Source organism: Streptomyces sp. NPDC048291 (assembly GCF_043201715.1).
Classification (GTDB): Bacteria; Actinomycetota; Actinomycetes; order Streptomycetales; family Streptomycetaceae; genus Streptomyces.
Map to the genome: position 1 here is coordinate 660040 of NZ_JBICZC010000001.1, position 16908 is coordinate 676947.

General features: G+C 72.7%; 17 protein-coding genes. 9 read left to right on the forward strand and 8 right to left on the reverse strand.

Annotated features, from left to right (window positions below; translation table 11 throughout):
* Nucleotides 1-117: 117 nt before the first annotated feature.
* Nucleotides 118-891, forward strand: coding sequence for a vWA domain-containing protein (locus ACGF5O_RS02860; RefSeq protein WP_393808129.1), 774 nt, complete (start codon nucleotides 118-120; stop codon nucleotides 889-891).
* 77 nt (nucleotides 892-968) lie between these two features.
* On the forward strand, nucleotides 969-2627 hold the full coding sequence (locus tag ACGF5O_RS02865; RefSeq protein ID WP_393808130.1) for a cytochrome bc complex cytochrome b subunit: 1659 nt from the start codon (nucleotides 969-971) through the stop codon (nucleotides 2625-2627).
* Nucleotides 2628-2686: 59 nt separating this feature from the next.
* Here the strand turns inward: ACGF5O_RS02865 and ACGF5O_RS02870 are convergent, their stop codons facing one another.
* Both ACGF5O_RS02870 and ACGF5O_RS02875 read right to left on the reverse strand, forming a co-directional pair.
* Nucleotides 2687-3646 (reverse strand): acyl-CoA dehydrogenase family protein, encoded by a 960-nt coding sequence (locus ACGF5O_RS02870; protein ID WP_393808131.1) that lies wholly within the window; start codon nucleotides 3644-3646, stop codon nucleotides 2687-2689.
* Nucleotide 3647: 1 nt separating this feature from the next.
* Nucleotides 3648-4787, reverse strand: a complete 1140-nt coding sequence (locus ACGF5O_RS02875; RefSeq protein WP_393808403.1) for an acyl-CoA dehydrogenase family protein — start codon at nucleotides 4785-4787, stop codon at nucleotides 3648-3650.
* Nucleotides 4788-4840: 53 nt separating this feature from the next.
* On the opposite strand from ACGF5O_RS02875, the gene ACGF5O_RS02880 reads away from it, so the two are divergent.
* From ACGF5O_RS02880 to ACGF5O_RS02890, 3 genes are read left to right on the forward strand one after another with little or no spacing between them, the layout of a single operon-like run.
* A complete protein-coding gene (locus tag ACGF5O_RS02880; protein ID WP_393808132.1) occupies nucleotides 4841-5629 on the forward strand; it encodes an SDR family oxidoreductase in 789 nt (262 codons plus the stop codon).
* Nucleotides 5630-5644: 15 nt separating this feature from the next.
* Nucleotides 5645-6256 (forward strand): TetR/AcrR family transcriptional regulator, encoded by a 612-nt coding sequence (locus tag ACGF5O_RS02885; RefSeq protein WP_361283772.1) that lies wholly within the window; start codon nucleotides 5645-5647, stop codon nucleotides 6254-6256.
* A gap of 46 nt (nucleotides 6257-6302) precedes the next feature.
* Nucleotides 6303-7460: an acetyl-CoA C-acetyltransferase gene (locus ACGF5O_RS02890; RefSeq protein WP_393808133.1), complete on the forward strand. Its 1158-nt coding sequence runs from the start codon at nucleotides 6303-6305 to the stop codon at nucleotides 7458-7460.
* A 35-nt stretch (nucleotides 7461-7495) separates the two neighbouring features.
* Here ACGF5O_RS02890 and ACGF5O_RS02895 read toward each other — a convergent pair whose 3' ends face one another.
* The 4 genes from ACGF5O_RS02895 to ACGF5O_RS02910 are packed head-to-tail and all read right to left on the reverse strand — an operon-like array spanning nucleotide 7496 to nucleotide 10866.
* Nucleotides 7496-8545 carry an NAD(P)H-dependent flavin oxidoreductase gene (locus ACGF5O_RS02895; protein WP_393808134.1) on the reverse strand — a complete coding sequence of 350 codons (1050 nt, stop codon included), beginning with the start codon at nucleotides 8543-8545 and terminating at the stop codon, nucleotides 7496-7498.
* Nucleotides 8545-9273 (reverse strand): CoA-transferase subunit beta, encoded by a 729-nt coding sequence (locus tag ACGF5O_RS02900; protein ID WP_393808135.1) that lies wholly within the window; start codon nucleotides 9271-9273, stop codon nucleotides 8545-8547. The genes ACGF5O_RS02895 and ACGF5O_RS02900 overlap by 1 nt, the downstream gene beginning before the upstream one ends.
* A complete protein-coding gene (locus tag ACGF5O_RS02905) occupies nucleotides 9273-10121 on the reverse strand; it encodes a CoA transferase subunit A (protein ID WP_393808136.1) in 849 nt (282 codons plus the stop codon). The genes ACGF5O_RS02900 and ACGF5O_RS02905 overlap by 1 nt, the downstream gene beginning before the upstream one ends.
* Entirely contained in the window at nucleotides 10114-10866 is a 753-nt protein-coding gene (locus ACGF5O_RS02910; RefSeq protein WP_393808137.1) for an enoyl-CoA hydratase family protein, read from the reverse strand. Before ACGF5O_RS02910 ends, ACGF5O_RS02905 begins: the two co-directional genes overlap by 8 nt.
* A gap of 101 nt (nucleotides 10867-10967) precedes the next feature.
* Here ACGF5O_RS02910 and ACGF5O_RS02915 point away from each other — a divergent pair, with 101 nt between their 5' ends.
* Nucleotides 10968-11780, forward strand: a complete 813-nt coding sequence (locus ACGF5O_RS02915) for an SDR family oxidoreductase (protein ID WP_393808138.1) — start codon at nucleotides 10968-10970, stop codon at nucleotides 11778-11780.
* Nucleotide 11781: 1 nt separating this feature from the next.
* Nucleotides 11782-12687 (forward strand): SDR family oxidoreductase, encoded by a 906-nt coding sequence (locus tag ACGF5O_RS02920; RefSeq protein ID WP_393808139.1) that lies wholly within the window; start codon nucleotides 11782-11784, stop codon nucleotides 12685-12687.
* A gap of 17 nt (nucleotides 12688-12704) precedes the next feature.
* On the opposite strand, the gene ACGF5O_RS02925 is transcribed toward ACGF5O_RS02920, so the two are convergent.
* Together ACGF5O_RS02925 and ACGF5O_RS02930 are read right to left on the reverse strand one after the other, a co-directional pair.
* A complete protein-coding gene (locus tag ACGF5O_RS02925; RefSeq protein ID WP_393808404.1) occupies nucleotides 12705-13595 on the reverse strand; it encodes a hypothetical protein in 891 nt (296 codons plus the stop codon).
* A 129-nt stretch (nucleotides 13596-13724) separates the two neighbouring features.
* A complete protein-coding gene (locus tag ACGF5O_RS02930) occupies nucleotides 13725-15476 on the reverse strand; it encodes a beta-galactosidase family protein (protein WP_393808140.1) in 1752 nt (583 codons plus the stop codon).
* Nucleotides 15477-15598: 122 nt separating this feature from the next.
* On the opposite strand from ACGF5O_RS02930, the gene ACGF5O_RS02935 reads away from it, so the two are divergent.
* Together ACGF5O_RS02935 and ACGF5O_RS02940 are read left to right on the forward strand one after the other, a co-directional pair.
* A complete protein-coding gene (locus ACGF5O_RS02935; protein ID WP_393808405.1) occupies nucleotides 15599-16480 on the forward strand; it encodes a helix-turn-helix domain-containing protein in 882 nt (293 codons plus the stop codon).
* Nucleotides 16481-16515: 35 nt separating this feature from the next.
* Nucleotides 16516-16869 carry a chorismate mutase gene (locus ACGF5O_RS02940; protein ID WP_393808141.1) on the forward strand — a complete coding sequence of 118 codons (354 nt, stop codon included), beginning with the start codon at nucleotides 16516-16518 and terminating at the stop codon, nucleotides 16867-16869.
* The last annotated feature ends 39 nt before the right edge of the window (nucleotides 16870-16908 follow it).

Below are 16908 nucleotides of genomic sequence, written 5' to 3' on the forward strand. Positions count from 1 at the left end.
CCCCCCGTAGACGGCGCCTGCCCCACAGTCCCCGACCGGACGACCGGGCAGGCGCCGCCGCATGTCTGCCGATCAAGTAACCTCGGCCCCCTGAGCACGAGCCGAGGGGGAACAGGGATGGCGGCGATCAGCCTCAGCAAGGTGGAGCAGACCGCGCCCGCGCTCGTCGGCGCCTACCGCTCGGCCGGGATCTCCCTCACCAAGCACGGACTCGACGGACTCCGGGCCGCCGTCTACCTGGTCGTCGACTACTCGGGCTCGATGAAGCCGTACTACGCCGACGGCAGCGTGCAGGCGCTCGCGGACCGGGTGCTGGGGCTGTCCGCGCACCTGGACGACGACGGGCGGGTGCCCGTCGTCTTCTTCTCCACCGACATCGACGCGGTCACCGACATCAAGCTCGCCGAGCACCAGGGCCGTATCGAGAAGATCGCCGCCGGGCTCGGGCACATGGGCAAGACCAGCTACCACCTGGCGATGGACGCCGTGATCGACCACTACCTGGACAGCGGCGCCACGGACCCCGCCCTGGTCGTCTTCCAGACCGACGGCGGCCCGATCAACAAGTCCGCCGCGGAACGCTATCTGTGCAAGGCGGCCCGGCTGCCGCTGTTCTGGCAGTTCGTCGGCTTCGGCGACCCGCACAGCAAGCAGTTCGACTTCCTGCGCAAGCTCGACGAACTGGCGGTGCCGGGGAAGCGCGCGGTGGACAACGCGGGCTTCTTCCACGCCGGTTCGGACCCGGGGAAGGTGCCGGACGGCGAGCTGTACGACCGTCTCGTCGGCGAGTTCCCGCAGTGGCTGGCGGCGGCGCGGGCGGCGGGCATCGTGGGGGCGCCTGCCGGGACGGGCGTCGGGGCGGGCGTCGGGGCGGGCGTCGGGGCGGGCTGAGTTTACGTCGCACCGTTGGCTGTAGCGCTCCGGCGTGCCACCCTGAGGGGTGATCCGGCGGGGAGGCGACGCGACGTATGGACGACGCGGCACGAACGGTGAACGGACAGGCACGGGTGGGGAGTTCCGCGGACCGAGCGGAGCCGCCCGGCCAGGGTGAGAAGCTCGCGGACTGGGCGGACAGCCGGCTGGGGCTGTACTCCCTGGCCAAGGCCAACATGCGCAAGGTGTTCCCGGACCACTGGTCCTTCATGCTGGGCGAGATCTGCCTCTACAGCTTCCTCATCCTGATCCTCACCGGCATCTACCTCACCCTGTTCTTCGAGCCCAGCGGCGCCGAGGTCGTCTACCACGGCACCTACGAGCCGCTGAACGGCATCATCATGACCAAGGCGTACGAGTCGACGCTGCACATCAGCTTCGACGTGCGCGGCGGACTGCTGATCCGGCAGATCCACCACTGGGCGGCGCTGGTCTTCGTGGCCGGCATGTTCGTCCACATGATGCGGGTGTTCTTCACCGGCGCCTTCCGCAAGCCCCGCGAGGTCAACTGGCTGTTCGGCTGGACCCTGCTGTTCCTGGCCATCCTCACCGGCCTGACCGGCTACTCGCTCCCCGACGACCTGCTCTCCGGCACCGGCGTCCGGTTCGCCGACGGCGCGATCCTGTCGATCCCGATCGTCGGCTCGTACATCTCGATGTTCCTGTTCGGCGGGGAGTTCCCCGGCCACGACATCATCTCGCGGTTCTTCCCGATCCACGTCCTGCTGCTGCCCGGGATCATGCTCGGGCTGGTCGTCGCCCACCTGATCCTGGTCTTCTACCACAAGCACACCCAGTACCCGGCGCCCGGACGCGACCAGAAGAGCGTGGTCGGCATGCCCTTCCTGCCGGTCTACATGGCCAAGGCCGGCGGTTTCTTCTTCCTCGTCTTCGGCGTCCTCGCGTTCATCGGCGGCATCGCCACCATCAACCCGGTGTGGGCCTTCGGCCCCTACCGCCCCGACCTGGTGACCACCGGCGCGCAGCCCGACTGGTACCTCGGCTTCTCCGAGGGACTGATCCGGGTGATGCCAGGCTGGGAGATCAACGCCTGGGGCCACACCCTGGAACTGGGCGTCTTCATCCCCTTCTCGCTCTTCCCGCTCTTCCTCCTGGCCATCGGCGTCTACCCGTTCATCGAGGCGTGGATCACAGGTGACAAGCGCGAGCACCACATCCTGGACCGCCCGCGCAACGTCCCGGTCCGCACCGCCCTCGGCGTGGCCTGGCTGAGCATCTACGGCGTCCTCCTGATCGGCGGCGGCAACGACGTCGTCGCCACCCATCTCCACCTCTCCATCAACTCGATCACCTGGTTCGTCCGGATCTCCGTCTTCGTCGTCCCCGTCCTCGCCTACATCGCCACCAAACGCATCTGCCTCGGCCTGCAGCGCCGGGACCGCGACAAGGTGCTGCACGGCAGGGAGACGGGCCTCATCAAGATGCTTCCGCACGGCGAGTACATCGAGGTCCACGAACCCCTCAGCCAGGGCAGCCTGTTCGTCCTGACCCAGCACGAGCAGCCGCCGCCGTACGAGATCGGCCCCCTGGAGGACGCGAACGGCGTACGCCGCAAGGTCACGCTGGCGCAGCGGCTGCGGGCGAGCATGGCGAAGGGGATGTTCGGCCCGGACACCCACATCAAGAAGCCGACCAGCCAGGAGTACCGCGAACTCTCCAGCAAGGACCACTGAAACGCGCGCCCCGTCAGGGGCGCGGGGAACTGCGCGAGAAGTCCCCACCGGCCGGTCAGTCAGCGACGATCGAGAACCACCCCTCTGCACTCTTCCGGCGTTCCCCAAGCAGCGCGCAGCGCCCGTGCCCTGGTCAGCCAGAGCGACAGGTCGTACTCCGCCGTATAACCGATCGCCCCGTGCAGTTGCAGAGCCGCCGCCGCACTTCTGCACGCCGCCTCGCACGCGCTGAGCTTCGCCGCGGCCACATCCGACGGAGTCATCGTCACCGCCGCCCCGAAGACCATCGGCCTAGCGAACTCCAGCGCGATCCTCACGTCGGCCAGCCGGTGCCCGACCGCCTGGAACGACCCGACGGGCACGCCGAACTGGGTCCGCTGCCTGACGTACGCCACCGTTCTGTCGAGCAGGGCCAGACCCACCCCCAGCGCCTGCGCGGCCGTGGCCAGCCGGGCCCAGGTCAGTGCCTCCGCCCAGGGCGGCTCCGCACTGAGCAGCTCGCCGACCGGAAACAGCGGGGTGAGCCGGCGGGCGGGGTCCAGGGACCGGCGCACCGCCCCGGCGCCGGAGGAGAGCCGGACGCCCTCCGGCGCCGCCGCGAGCCGCACATCGGCCGCGTCCCCGTCCAGCGCCGGCCCGTAGCCGTGCTGCTCGAACGCCACCGTCGCCATCGTCCCGCCCGACGCGATCCCCGGCAGGAACCGCTTGGCGAGGCCCGCGCCGTCGTCGAGCAGCACCGCCGCAGCCACCGTCTCCGCCAGCGGCCCGGGCACCGCGAAACGTCCCAACTCGACGAACGCGACGGCGAGTTCGACGGCCCGGCGGCCCACCCCGCCGTACTCCTCAGGGACGGTCAGCCCGAACACCCCCGCCTCGCCGAGCCGACCCCACAGCGCCCGTCCGTCCGCCCGCTCGCCGCGGCTCCAGTCACGTATCACCGCCGGGGTGTCCGCCGCCGTCAGCAGCGCCCGCAGGGCGTCGGCGAAGTCCCGCTGCTCGGTGTCGAGGAGGAAACGCATGTCAGCGGCGTCCCTTCGGCAGGCCGAGCAGCCGCTCGGCGACGATGTCGCGCTGGATCTCGTTGGTGCCCGCGTAGATCGGACCGGCGAGGGAGAAGACATACCCCTCCGACCACGGCGTGTCGGCCAGTTCGCCCTCCTCGCCGAGCAGGTCGAGCGCCGTCTCGTGCAGGGCCAGGTCCAGCTCCGACCAGAACACCTTGTTCAGGCTGGACTCCGGGCCGAGCGACTCGCCGTCCAGGAAGCGCGCGGCGGCCGCGTAGGTGAACAGCTGGTAGGCGCGGGCGCCGGCGACGGCGTCGGCCACCCGGGCCGCGGCCCACTCCGGCCTGCCGCGCGCCCGCCAGAGGTCGCACAGCCGGTCGGCGGCGGCCAGGAACCGGCCCGGCGACCGCAGCGTCAGTCCCCGCTCGTTCCCCGCGGCCGACATCGCGATCCGCCAGCCCTGGCCCGGCTCGCCGATCACGTCCTCGTCGGGCACGAACACCTCGTCCAGGAACAGCTCCGCGAACGCCGGCTTCCCGTCGAGACGGCCGATGGGGCGCACGGTCACCCCGGGCGCGCGCAGGTCGAACATCAGGTAGGTGAGCCCCTGATGGGGTCTGGGCAGGTGCGGCTCGCTGCGGAAGAGGCCGAACGCGCGGTCGGCGAAGGCCGCCCGCGACGACCACGTCTTCTGGCCGGTCAGCAGCCAGCCGCCGGCCGTCCGCACGGCTCTGGAGGTGAGGGAGGCCAGGTCGGAACCGGCCCCGGGCTCGGACCACGCCTGCGCCCAGACCACCTCCCCGGTCGCCATCGGCGGCAGCACCCGAGCCCGCTGCTCCCCGTTCCCGTGGTCGAACAGGGTCGGCGCGAGCAGGCTGACGCCGTTCTGGCCGACCCGGCCCGGCGCGCCCGCCGCCCAGTACTCCTCCTCGAAGACCAGCCAGCGCAGCAGCCCCGCGCCCCGGCCGCCGTACTCCTGTGGCCAGGACACCACCGACCAGCGGTCCGCGGCCAGTTCGGCCTCCCAGGCACGGTGCGCCGCGAAGCCCTCCGCCGTCTCCAGGGAGGGCAGCGGGCGGCGCGGCACATGCGTCCGGAGCCAGGCGCGGGCCTCGGCGCGGAACTCCTCGTCGGCCGGGCTGTGAGTCAGGTCCACGGTCGCCGTCACCGTCCTTCCCTAACAAGTGTTTGGTAGGTTAGCGTGGACCCATGACAGGCGTCGAGAGTCCGGAGTACGTGCCCGGGCACGGGCTGCTTGACGGGCGCACCGCCGTCATCACCGCCGCGGCCGGAGCGGGGATCGGCGGGGCGACCGCGCGCCGCTTCCTCGAGGAGGGCGCCCGCGTGCTCATCAGCGACGCGCACGCGCGACGCCTGAAGGAGTACGCGGCCGAACTGGCCGCCGGGCATCCGGGTGCCGTGACCGCGTTCCCGTGCGATGTCACCGACGAGGCCCAGGTGCAGGGGCTCTTCGACGCCGCCGTCCGGGAGCACGGGCGGCTGGACATCGTCGTCAACAATGCCGGTCTCGGCGGTACTTCGGCCCTCGTCGACATGACGGACGACCAGTGGACGCGGGTCCTGGACGTCACCCTCAACGGCACCTTCCGGTGCTCGCGCGCCGCCCTGCGGCTCTTCCGCGAGAGCGGTCGGGGCGGGGTCATCGTCAACAACTCCTCCGTCGTCGGCTGGCGCGCCCAGGCCGGCCAGGCCCACTACGCCGCCGCCAAGGCCGGGGTGATGGCGCTGACCCGGTGCGCGGCGATCGAGGCCGCCGGGTACGGAGTGCGGGTCAACGCCGTGGCACCGAGCCTCGCCATGCATCCGCACCTGGTGAAGGTGACCTCGGCCGAACTGCTGGCGGAACTCACCGCCCGCGAGGTCTTCGGGCGGTACGCCGAACCCTGGGAAGTCGCCAACGCCATCGTCTTCCTGGCGTCCGGCTACTCCTCCTACCTCACCGGAGAGGTCGTCTCCGTCAGCAGCCAGCACCCGTAGGACGAGAATGTACCCGTGCCGACCAAGAAGAAGCCCCAGGTGACCGCGGCTCCCGCCCGGCGCCGCGAACTCCTCGAAACCGCCGCCGAGGTCTTCGCCGAGCAGGGCTACAACGCCACCACCGTGCGCAAGATCGCGGACCACGCGGGCATGCTCGCCGGCAGCCTCTACTACCACTTCGACTCCAAGGAGTCGATGCTGGAGGAGATCCTGCGGACCTTCCTCGACGAGCTCTGGGACGGCTACGACACCGTCCTGGACGCCGGGCTCGGTCCCCGCGAGACCCTCGAAGCCCTGGTCACCGAGTCCTTCCGGGAGATCGACCGGCACCGCGCCGCCGTCGCCATCTACCAGAAGGAGAGCAAGCAGCTGGTCGCGCAGGAGCGGTTCGGCTTCCTCGCCGAGTCGCAGCGCAGGTTCGAGAAGGCGTGGCTTTCCACGCTGGAACGCGGGGTCGCCGCGCGCGTCTTCCGCGCCGACCTCGACGTCCGCCTCACCTACCGGTTCGTCCGCGACACCGTGTGGGTCGCCGCCTCCTGGTACCGGCCCGGCGGACAGCACAGCCCGGAGGAGATCGCCCGCCAGTACCTGTCGATGGTGCTGGACGGGATCGCCGTCCGTGAGTAGCCCACCCATTCGTTGAAAGTCCCTTTCTGCCGAGGGAGTTGCTGAGATGGCCGAGGCCTACATCGTCGAAGCGGTGCGTACGCCGGTCGGGCGGCGCAAGGGCGGACTGAGCGGGGTCCACCCGGCCGACCTGGGCGCCCATGTGCTGACCGCCCTGGTCGAGCGGTCGGGCGTGGACCCGGCCGCCGTCGAGGACGTCGTCTTCGGCTGCCTCGACGCGGTGGGGCCGCAGGCCGGTGACATCGCCCGCACCTGCTGGCTGGCGGCCGGGCTGCCCGAGGAGGTGCCGGGGGTCACCGTCGACCGCCAGTGCGGCTCCTCGCAGCAGGCCGTGCACTTCGCCGCGCAGGCTGTCCTCTCCGGCACCCAGGACCTGGTGGTCGCCGGCGGAGTCCAGAACATGTCCCGGATCCCCATCGCCTTCGCCTCCCGCCAGGCCGCCGAACCGCTCGGACTGACCGAGGGCCCCTTCCTGGGCTGCGAGGGCTGGCGGGCCCGGTACGGCCGGCAGCCCGTCAACCAGTTCGCCGGCGCCGAGATGATCGCCGCCAAGTGGGGCATCACCCGCCGGGACCAGGAGGAGTTCGCCCTGAACTCCCACCGGAGGGCGCTCGGCGCCATCGACGAGGGCCGCTTCGAGCGGGAGATCGTGCCCTACGGCCCGGTCGCGGTGGACGAGGGCCCGCGCCGTGACACCTCCCTGGAGAAGATGGCCGCCCTGAAACCGGTCGTCGACGGCGGCACCATCACCGCCGCCTGCTCCTCCCAGGTCTCCGACGGCGCCGCCGCCATGCTCCTCGCCTCCGAACGCGCCGTCCGCGAACACGGGTTGCGCCCCCGGGCCCGCGTCCACCACCTCTCCGTCCGCGGCGAGGACCCCATCCGGATGCTCTCCGCGCCGATCCCGGCCACCGCCCACGCCCTGAAGAAGACCGGCCTCACCATCGACGCCATCGACCTCGTCGAGATCAACGAGGCCTTCGCCCCGGTCGTCCTCGCCTGGCTCAAGGAGACCGGCGCCGACCCCGCCCGGGTCAACGTCAACGGCGGCGCCATCGCCCTCGGCCACCCCCTCGGCGCGACCGGCGTCAAACTCATGACCACCCTCCTCCACGAACTGGAGCGCACCGGCGGCCGGTTCGGCCTCCAAACCATGTGCGAGGGCGGGGGACAGGCGAACGTGACGATCATCGAACGGCTCTGAGCCCTCGCCCGAGGGCCGTGAGCCGGTCCCGGGCCTCACCCGAGGGCCGTGAGCCGTTCCCGGGCCTCCTCCGCCTCCTTCATGATCCGTGCCACCAGCTCCGCGCACGACGGCAGGTCGTCGATCACCCCGGCGACCTGCCCGGACGCCATCACCCCGAGATCCGTGCGGCCTTCCACCATCGCCGACCTGAGCAGCATCGGCGTGTTCGCGGCCAGCAGCACCTGACTCCAGGACAGCTCCTTGCCGTGCCGCAGGGCCAGGCCGTCCCGCACCATCTGCCGCCAGGTGAGCCCGGACAGCCTCCGGAACCCCGCCGCGCGCCGGATCGCGTGCAGCAGACTCCGGGCCCGGCCCGAGCGCTCCAGCGCGGCCACCAGATCGGTCCGCAGCATCCGGTGCGGCAGCCCGTCCACCGCCCTGGTCACCGTCACGTCCCTGACCGTCGCCGCCAGATACCTGGCCTTCACCGCGTCCGGCACCGTCGAGTCCGAGGTGAGCAGGAACCGGGTGCCCATCGCGACCCCCGCCGCGCCGTACGCCAGCGCCGCCACCAGCCCCCGGCCGTCGAAGAACCCCCCGGCGGCCACCACCGGTATCCGCACCGCGTCCACCACCTGCGGCAGCAGCACGCTGGTCGCCACCTCCCCGGTGTGCCCACCGCCCTCGCCGCCCTGCACGATCACCGCGTCCGCGCCCCACGCCGCCACCTTCTCGGCGTGCCGCCGCGCCCCGACGGACGGGATCACCACCACGCCCGCCTCCTTCAGCTCGGCGATCAGCCCGGGGGAGGGGGCGAGCGCGAAGGACGCCACCCGCACACCCCCGTCGATGATCAGCCGGACCCGGTCGCCGGCGTCGGCCGCGTCCGCCCGCAGGTTCACCCCGAACGGGGCGTCCGTACGGCACCGCACCTCGGCGATCGCGGCCCTCAGCTGGTCGAGGGTCATCGTGGCGGAGGCCAGGATGCCGAGGGCCCCGGCTTCCGCCGTCGCCGAGACCAGGCGGGGGCCCGCCACCCAGCCCATCCCGGTCTGCACGATCGGATGCCGGACCCCGGCCAGCCGGGTCAGCGCCGTCTCCATCAGCCGGCGACCTCCTTCGTCCGCGCGCCGGCCGGATCCAGCACCTCGCGGATCAGCCGCAGCTCCTCCGCGTCCGGTTCCCGGGTGTACGGCACCTCGTCCGGGACGGCCAGCTCGAAGTCGGTCGCCTCCCGGACCTGGTCGACGCTCACCCCCGGATGCAGCGCCGCCAGCCGCATCGACCGGTCCGGGGTCTCGAAGTCGAGGACGCCGAGATCGGTGACGACCCTCGGGATGCGGTGGAAGCGTTCCGTGCCCGGATGCGCGGCGACCCGGTCGTACCCCACCCCGCACACCATGTCGACCTGCGCCACGAACACCCGCCGGGAGTGCTTCGGGACCCAGTAACTCGTCGGGTTGTTGAGGGTGTTGAGCGGCGCTCCGCGCACCCCCAGCAGCTGGCGGCGGGGCCGGGACCAGTCGCCGATGCAGGAGATGTTCTGGTTGCCGTACCGGTCGAGCTGGCTCGCGCCCATCATCACGTGCCGGCGCCCGCCGGACACCAGGGCGAGGTGCTGCCGGTAGGGCAGCCAGCCCTCCGGGGTGCCGTCCGGGCGGACCAGCAGCGCCTCGCCGTCGGTCAGCAGCAGGTCCGGCGCGAAGGTCAGCCGGGCCAGCCGGGCGCCCAGGGAGGGGATAAGGCCCATCGGGCTCGCCAGGATCTCACCGGAGCCGCGCCAGGCTTCTGCACAGGCGATCACGCAGTACTCGGAGCGCAGCACGTCCATCAGCCCTGACCCTCCTGCCGGTTCCGCACCGCCGAGCGGTAGGCCTGCTCGTCCCCCGCCAGGAACCGCTCGGCGAACTCCGCCCACGGGGTCGTCGCGTACAGCCGCTGGAACTCCTCGTCCCGGCCGTAGTCGGGCGCGCAGGAGGTGAAGTGCGCGCCGCCGGGAGCCTCCACGACCCCGGTCACATCGAGCCGCCTGACGAGCAACGACTGCGGCGGGGCCTCCTTCGTCAGCTCGGCGGTGTCCACGATCCGTTCGCAGGAGACATAGGCCGCGTCCGCCGCCCGGCAGAACAGGTCGTCGAAGTACGGGTCGGGGCCCAGGTACTGCCCGTTGCCCAGCCGGTCGGCGCGGTTGACGTGGACCAGCGCCGCGTCCAGGCGCAGGGCGGGCATCGCCACGAACGTCTCCCCGTCGTCGTAGGGCGAGGTGACGGTCCGCAGGCCCGGGTTGACCCGCATCACGTCCGAGCCGATCCCGGCCCGCACCGGCAGGAACGGCAGCCGGCCCGCGGCCGCGTGCAGGCCCCACATGAACATGCCCTCGTCGACCTCCATCAGCTCGAACGCCCCGCGCTCGCGCCCCGCCCGGTAGTGCGGTTCCAGCGGCACGGAGTCGAGGGTGACGAACGCCGTCACCAGCTTGCGCACCCGGCCGGCCGCGACCAGCATCCCGACGTCCGGGCCGCCGTACGAGACCAGGGTGAGATCGCCGATGTCGCTCCGGAGCAACGCTCTGACCAGGGACATCGGCTTGCGCCGGGAGCCCCAGCCGCCGATGCCGAGGGTCATGCCGCTGGTGAGCCGGGCGACGACCTCGTCGGCGGTCATCGTCTTGTCAGTCATCTGTCGCGGCCTCCTTCCCGAAGGTGTCGCGGACCCGGTCGGCCACCCCGCTGAGGGCGGCCTCGAAGGTGAAGCCCTGTTCGAAGCGGTAGCTGCGCCGCACGTCGACGGGGTCGATGCCGTTGATGGCGGCCTTGGCGAGGCGCAGCAGCCGGCCGTCCTTGGCGGCTATCTCCCGCGCCAGCTCCAGCGCGGCCGACAGCAGTTCCCCGCCCGGTACGACCCGCCAGACCGAGCCGTGCGCGTGCAGCTCGGCGGCGGTCGCCGTGCGCGAGGTGTAGTACAGCGTCCGCATCAGATGGGGCGGGACCAGGCGGGCCAGGTGGGTGGCCGCGCCCAGGGCGCCCCGGTCCAGCTCCGGCAGCCCGAAGACGGCGTCCTCGCTCGCCACGATCGCGTCCGCGTTGCCCACCAGCCCTATCCCGCCGCCGAGACAGAAGCCGTGCACCGCGGCCACCACCGGGGTCTCGCACTCGTACACCGCCGCGAAGGCCTCCGCGCAGCCCCGGTTGGCGCCGAGCAGTGCCGCGTCCCCGTCCGCCTGTATCTCCTTGATGTCCACGCCCGCGTTGAAACCCCGGCCCCGCGCGGCCAGCACGACGCACCGGGTCCCGGGATCGCGCCCGGCCGCGCGCACCGCGTCCGCCAGCGCGAACCAGCCCCGCACCGGCAGGGCGTTCACCGGCGGGTGGTCGACCGTGACGAGCGCGATGCCCTTTTCCGGAGACGAGGTGGAGACACCCATGGACGCATCAGCTACCTTCGCAGTCAGCTGTCTTTCCACCAAACATTTGTTAGGTGTGAGGCTTCGAAGCTAGCAGCCGGTGCGGACGAGCGGGAGGCCCTGTGGATAACTCGCCGAGCGGCAGGACGGTCGTCGTCACCGGCGGTACCAGGGGGGTCGGCGCCGGGATCGCCCGGGCCTTCGCCGAGACCGGCGCCCACGTCCTGGCCTGTGCCCGCAGGCCGCCCGAACAGCCTCTGGAAGGCGTCGAGTTCACCCCCCTCGACCTGCGCGACCCGCCCGCCGTACGCGCCTTCTTCGACGCCCTTCCCCGGCTCGACGTGCTCGTCAACAACGTGGGCGGCACCCCCTACCGGCGGCTCGCCGACGCGGACGCCGAGCGGCACGCCCGGGTGATCGAGCTGAACCTCCTCACCCCGCTGACCGCCTCTCTCGCCGCGTACGAGCACCTGCGGCGGGCCCGGGGAGCGGTGGTGATGATCGGCAGCGTCAGCGGCGGCCGGCCCTCGCCGGGCTCCGCCGCCTACGGCGCGGCCAAGGCGGGCCTTGAGCACCTCGCCCGGTCCATGGCCGTGGAATGGGCGCCGGAGGTCCGGGTCAACACCCTCGTGGTCGGCATGGTCCGCACCGAGCTGGCCGGCCTCCACTACGGCGGCCGGGACGGCATCGACGCCGTCTCCCGCACCGTCCCGCTCGGCCGCCTCGCCGCCCCCTCCGACGTCGGCGCCGCCGCCGTCTTCCTGGCCTCCGACGCGGCGGCCTACGTCAGCGGGGCGAGCCTGCTCGTGCACGGGGGCGGGGAGCGGCCCGCCTTCCTCGACGCCGCAACCGCCAACAAGCCGTCCGACCAGTCCGGCCGGCCAGACCGGCCAGACCAGTCCGACCGGCCACACCAGTCCGACCAGGAGGAGTGAGATGAACGGAATCTGCGCGGGCCGGGTCGTGGTCGTCACCGGCGCCGGGCGCGGGCTCGGCCGGGCGCACGCGCTCGCCTTCGCCGCCGAGGGCGCCCGCGTCGTCGTCAACGACCTCGGCGTCGGCCTCGACGGCGGGCCGGCGCAGGACAGCCCGGCCGGGGCCGTCGTGGACGAGATCCGGGCGGCCGGCGGCGAGGCGGTGGCGCACGGCGGCGACATCGCGACGGACGCCGGTGCCGAGTCGCTGGTGGCGACCGCCCTGGACGCGTACGGCCGCCTCGACACCCTCGTCAACAACGCCGGCTTCCTGCGCGACCGCATGCTCGTCAACCTCGGCGAGGACGACTGGGACGCGGTCATGCGGGTGCACCTCAAGGGCCACTTCCTGCCGCTGCGGCACGCCGCCGCGCACTGGCGGGCCGAGGCCAAGGCGGGCCGTACCCCGGTGGCCCGGATCGTCAACACCAGCAGCGGCGCGGGACTGCTGGGCTCGGTCGGGCAGGGCAACTACAGCGCCGCCAAGGCCGGCATCGTCGGCCTCACCCTGGTCGCGGCGGCCGAACTGGCCCGCTACGGCGTCCAGGTCAACGCGATCGCCCCGGCCGCCCGCACCAGGATGACCGAGCGCGCCTTCGCCGCGACCATGGCCGCCCCCGACGCCGGCTTCGACGCCATGGCCCCCGGGAACGTCGCCCCGCTCGTGGTCTGGCTGGGCTCCGCCACGAGCGCAGGCGTCACCGGGCGGGTGTTCGAGGCGGAGGGCGGCCGGATCACCGTCATGGAGGGGTGGCGGCCCGGTCCGACCGCCGACAAGGGCGCCCGGTGGACCCCGGCGGAGGCGGGGGAGACGGCCCTGAAGCTGCTGGCCGAGGCGGAGCCGCCGGGGGCGGTGTACGGGGCGTGAGACCGGGGGTGCGGGAGCTACGTGTCGCACTCCAGTACCGTCCGGCACAGTGAGCACCGGGCCCGGACCCGGCCCCGGACCGGCACCCGGATCCGCTGGTGGCAGGTCGGGCACGGGAACGAGACCCGCAGCCGGCCGCCGCCGTCGGGGGTGAAGGCGTAGGCGGCGCCGGGGTGCGGAGGCGGCGTGGCGGGCGCGTGGCGGCGGTCCCGGGCGTAGCGGCGGCGGCCCGCCCAGCCGGCCGCGCTCAGCGGCGGCTGCTCCCCGTCCTGGCGGGCCCGGGCCATGCCCTTCTGGTACGCCGTGTAGGCCTGCGGGCTGGTGAACCACACAGAGGGGTCCTCGTGGAAGACGAGGGCGCGCTTGGCCAGCACGTAGCCGAACTCCTCCGGGGTGAGGTAGCCGAGCTTCTGGGAGGCCTCGCCGTGCTCCCGGTAGGCGTCCAGGAGCAGCCAGCCGGCCCCTAGGTAGGTGGTCGCCGTGTCGGTGAGGATCTCGTTCTCCCGGACGCTCGGGAAGGACAGGTCCAGGCGGTGCAGGTACACGTGCATCACCTCGTGGGCGAGGGCCGCGCCGATGTCCCTGCGGTGGGTGCGGAAACGGTCGTTCAGCTCGACGAAGTACTCGGGGCCCGCGGTGAGTTCGACGTTCGCCGCGTGGGTCATGTCCTTGAAGCCGACGACCATGCGGGCGTCGGGCAGCCGGAAGTGCCGGACGATCTCGCGGGCGACGCGCTGCGAGCCGAGGTGGAGGTCGTCGGTGTCGCAGAACGCGACGTCGGCGGGGAGGACGCTGGCGGCGAAGGTCTGGACGGTGTCGTAGGACAGCCGTCGGTACAGCGCCGTGATGGCGGCCCGCACGGTGTCCAGGTGCGGGTAGCCGTGTTCTACCGGGCCGCCGTTCGCCACGTCAGTTACCCCCACGGACGCCGCTGGAGCTGTCTTTCACAGTATGCGGGGGATGGGGAGGATTGGGGGGCGGAAGGTTGTTCGATGTCTGCGGGTCCGTGGGGGCTCGTCGCGCAGTTCCCCGCGCCCCTAAAGGGGCGCCAGGCGTGCTGTTCCCTGATCGGTTTCCTGGAGTTCCAGGATCCAGATCTCGTTCTCACCCTCCTTGAGGACGGGGCCCGGCACGTACAACGACTCCTGCGGGCCTGCCGACCAATAACGCCCCAGGTTGAAGCCGTTGATCCAGACGAAGCCGCGGGTCCAGCCGGGGAGTTCCAGGCGGGCGTCGCCGGTGTCGTGGACCGTCACCGTGCCCCGGTAGAGGCCGGGGGCGCCGTCCTCCGGAAGCGGGCTGAAGGGCACCGCGTCCACACCGCCCTCGAAGGCGTCGAGATCCAGGCCACGCGCGCGTACCCCGTGCAGGAACTGGCGTTCGTGCAGGATGCCCCCGGTGATGCCCTTCGGCTCGCCCGAGCGCGGGCCGTAGTTGACGCGGCCCAGGGTCTCCACCCAGAGCTCCACGCGCGCGGGGCCGGCGAGCGGCTTCTTGAGCTGGGGTTCCTCCTCGGTGAGGACCCCGGCCCGCTCGCCGTCGACGTACACGACCGCGAGGTCGCGCAGGCCCCGCGCGGTGAGCGGGTACGGCCGGCGCGGGCCCGGCACGTCCACCTCGTAGCGGACCAGGCCCCGGGCGACGTCCAGCTCCTCGAAGGTGGGCGGGACCGGGTGGACGCGCTCGGGGGTGCCGAGGGTCTCCAGGACGCCGGAGAGAGGCGTCCAGCCGGTCAGCTCCACGTCCGTCCGCGAGGCCAGTGCGGGCGGCGCCGGGGGCGGTTCGGGCAGCGGGCCGTCCTGGTACCCGGCGAGGACCTCGCGGAAGCGCCAGAACTTCTCCGTGGGGCGGCCGTACTCGTCGATCGGGGCGTCGTAGTCGTAGGACGTCACGTCCGCCTCCAGCGGGCCCTCGTGCAGCTCGCCGCCGGGGCGGTTGGCGCCCGCCCAGCCGGCGAAGTTGGTGCCGCCGTGCGCCATGTAGACGTTGACCGACGCCCCGCACTCCAGGATCTCCCGCAGCGCCGCCGCCGCGTCCCCGGCGTCCCGTACGACGTGCTCGCCGCCCCAGTGGTCGAACCAGCCGCACCAGAACTCCATGCACATCAGCGGGCCGTGCGGCTGGTGCCGGCGCAGGGTCTCGAAGGCCTCGCGCGCGTGCGAGCCGAAGTTCACCGTCGCGAGCAGGCCGGGCACCGAGCCGCCGGTGAGCATGTGGTCCTCGGGGCCGTCCGAGGTGACCAGCGGCACCGTGACGCCCTCGGCCCGCAGCAGGTCGGTGAGGTGGGCCAGGTAGACGGCGTCGGAGCCGTAGCTGCCGTACTCGTTCTCGACCTGCACCATGATCACCGGGCCGCCCCGGTCCTGCTGCCGGGACACCACCTCGGGCAGCAGGCGGCGGAACCAGCGGTCCACGTACCGCAGGAAACGCTCGTCACGCGTGCGTGCCCGCGCGCCCAGCTCGCCCGTCACCCAGTGCGGCAGACCGCCGTTCTCCCACTCCGCGCAGATGTACGGCCCCGGCCGCACGATCGCCCACAGGCCCGCCGCCCGGGCCGCGTCCAGGAAGCGGCCGAGGGCCTCGACGTCCCGGAAGCCGCCCGCGTGCGGCTCGTGCAGGTTCCACGGGACGTACGTCTCCACGCAGTTCAGCCCCATGGCGCGCAGCAGCGCCAGCCGGTGGCCCCACTGCTCCTCGTGCACCCGGAAGTAGTGCAGCGCTCCGGACAGCAGCCGTACCGGCCTGCCGTCCAGGAGGAAATCGGTTTCGCCCACCGTGAAGTCGCTCATACGCTCACCTTGGCCTGCTGGCGGGCGCCCGCACCATGGACAAAGATCAGCAGCACTTGGACGGAAGAGACGCACGGAAGGGGCGCGCAGTGCCGCACGGAGCGCCGGTCTTCCGCACCTGGATGCGGTTCTTCACACCCGGCGCCGTCCACCACCGCCTCGGCCTGGTCTGCCTCGGTGTCGGCCTCCAGTACGGCGCGGTGCCCGCCGTCGGCCCGCGCGTGCTGGACGGGCACGTCGCCGTGGTGATCAGCTCGGGCCGCGGCTGGTACCGGATGCCCGACGGGCGCCGCACCGCCGTCACCGCGCCCGCCCTGGTGTGGCTCACCCCGGGCGTCCCGCACCACTACGGCCCCGACCCGGACAGCGGCTGGGACGAGGCGTTCGTGACCTTCGCCGGACCCGACACCGTGACCTACACGGAACTCGGCTACATCGAGCCCGAGCGGCCCGTGGTCCCGCTCGCGGACGCCACCGGGCCCCGGGACGTCATCGCCCGCATCGCCCGGGCCGCCCGCCACGGCAACCCCCTCCTGGAGGTCGAGACCGGCGCCGCCGTGCATGAGCTCCTGGTCGCCCTGCGACGCGCGCGTGCCGACCTCGCCCCCGACGGCGACCCGGTGCTGCACGCGCTCGCCCGGGACGCCTGCACCGGGATGACCGTCGCCGACCACGCGGCCCGGCACGGCATGACCCCGGCCGAGCTGCGCACCGCCGTCCGCCGGGTCGCCGGGTGCAGCCCCAAGGACTACCTGATCGGCATCCGCCTCGGCCGCGCCCAGGAACTCCTCGCCACCACCGAACTGTCCGTCGCCGCCGTCGCCCGCCGCGTCGGCTACGACGACCCGGCCTACTTCTCCCGCCTGTTCACCCGCCGGGTCGGCACCGCCCCGGTGCGCTTCCGGGCCCAGCAGAGCCGGGCCGTGCCCGACGACTGGAACGAGGGCCTCCGGGAGGACGGCGAACCGGGTCCGCCGGTGGCCGAACCCGCCGACGGCCCTTAGGGACCACCCCGCGGCCCCCTTTAGGGTTGACACCCATGACCACCAGCAACACCGGTACCGGTGACGTCGACCCCGCCGTCCGCGAGGAACTCGGCCGGCTGCGCGACAGCATCGACAACATCGACGCGGCCGTCGTCCACATGCTCGCCGAGCGTTTCAAGGCCACCCAGCAGGTCGGCCGCCTCAAGGCGGTCCACCGGCTGCCCCCGGCCGACCCGGCCCGCGAGGCCCGGCAGATCACCCGGCTGCGCACCCTCGCCGAGAACGCCAAGCTCGACCCCGCCTTCGCCGAGAAGTTCCTGAACTTCATCATCGCCGAGGTGATCAGGCACCACGAGTCCATCGCCGAGGACACCGTCAACGGGGGACCGGCGGACGACGCGCACTGATCCGGCGCCCGCCCCCCCCGGGGCGCGTACGACGGCGCT

What these genes read in the sequence shown, in the direction of transcription:
- ACGF5O_RS02860 (WP_393808129.1), top strand. Translation starts at nt 118, where the DNA reads ATGGCGGCGATCAGCCTCAGCAAGGTGGAGCAGACCGCGCCCGCGCTC.
- ACGF5O_RS02865 (WP_393808130.1), top strand. Translation starts at nt 969, where the DNA reads ATGGACGACGCGGCACGAACGGTGAACGGACAGGCACGGGTGGGGAGT.
- ACGF5O_RS02870 (WP_393808131.1), bottom strand. Translation starts at nt 3,646, where the DNA reads ATGCGTTTCCTCCTCGACACCGAGCAGCGGGACTTCGCCGACGCCCTG.
- ACGF5O_RS02880 (WP_393808132.1), top strand. Translation starts at nt 4,841, where the DNA reads ATGACAGGCGTCGAGAGTCCGGAGTACGTGCCCGGGCACGGGCTGCTT.
- ACGF5O_RS02890 (WP_393808133.1), top strand. Translation starts at nt 6,303, where the DNA reads ATGGCCGAGGCCTACATCGTCGAAGCGGTGCGTACGCCGGTCGGGCGG.
- ACGF5O_RS02895 (WP_393808134.1), bottom strand. Translation starts at nt 8,545, where the DNA reads ATGGAGACGGCGCTGACCCGGCTGGCCGGGGTCCGGCATCCGATCGTG.
- ACGF5O_RS02900 (WP_393808135.1), bottom strand. Translation starts at nt 9,273, where the DNA reads ATGGACGTGCTGCGCTCCGAGTACTGCGTGATCGCCTGTGCAGAAGCC.
- ACGF5O_RS02905 (WP_393808136.1), bottom strand. Translation starts at nt 10,121, where the DNA reads ATGACTGACAAGACGATGACCGCCGACGAGGTCGTCGCCCGGCTCACC.
- ACGF5O_RS02910 (WP_393808137.1), bottom strand. Translation starts at nt 10,866, where the DNA reads ATGGGTGTCTCCACCTCGTCTCCGGAAAAGGGCATCGCGCTCGTCACG.
- ACGF5O_RS02920 (WP_393808139.1), top strand. Translation starts at nt 11,782, where the DNA reads ATGAACGGAATCTGCGCGGGCCGGGTCGTGGTCGTCACCGGCGCCGGG.
- ACGF5O_RS02930 (WP_393808140.1), bottom strand. Translation starts at nt 15,476, where the DNA reads ATGAGCGACTTCACGGTGGGCGAAACCGATTTCCTCCTGGACGGCAGG.
- ACGF5O_RS02935 (WP_393808405.1), top strand. Translation starts at nt 15,599, where the DNA reads ATGCGGTTCTTCACACCCGGCGCCGTCCACCACCGCCTCGGCCTGGTC.
- ACGF5O_RS02940 (WP_393808141.1), top strand. Translation starts at nt 16,516, where the DNA reads ATGACCACCAGCAACACCGGTACCGGTGACGTCGACCCCGCCGTCCGC.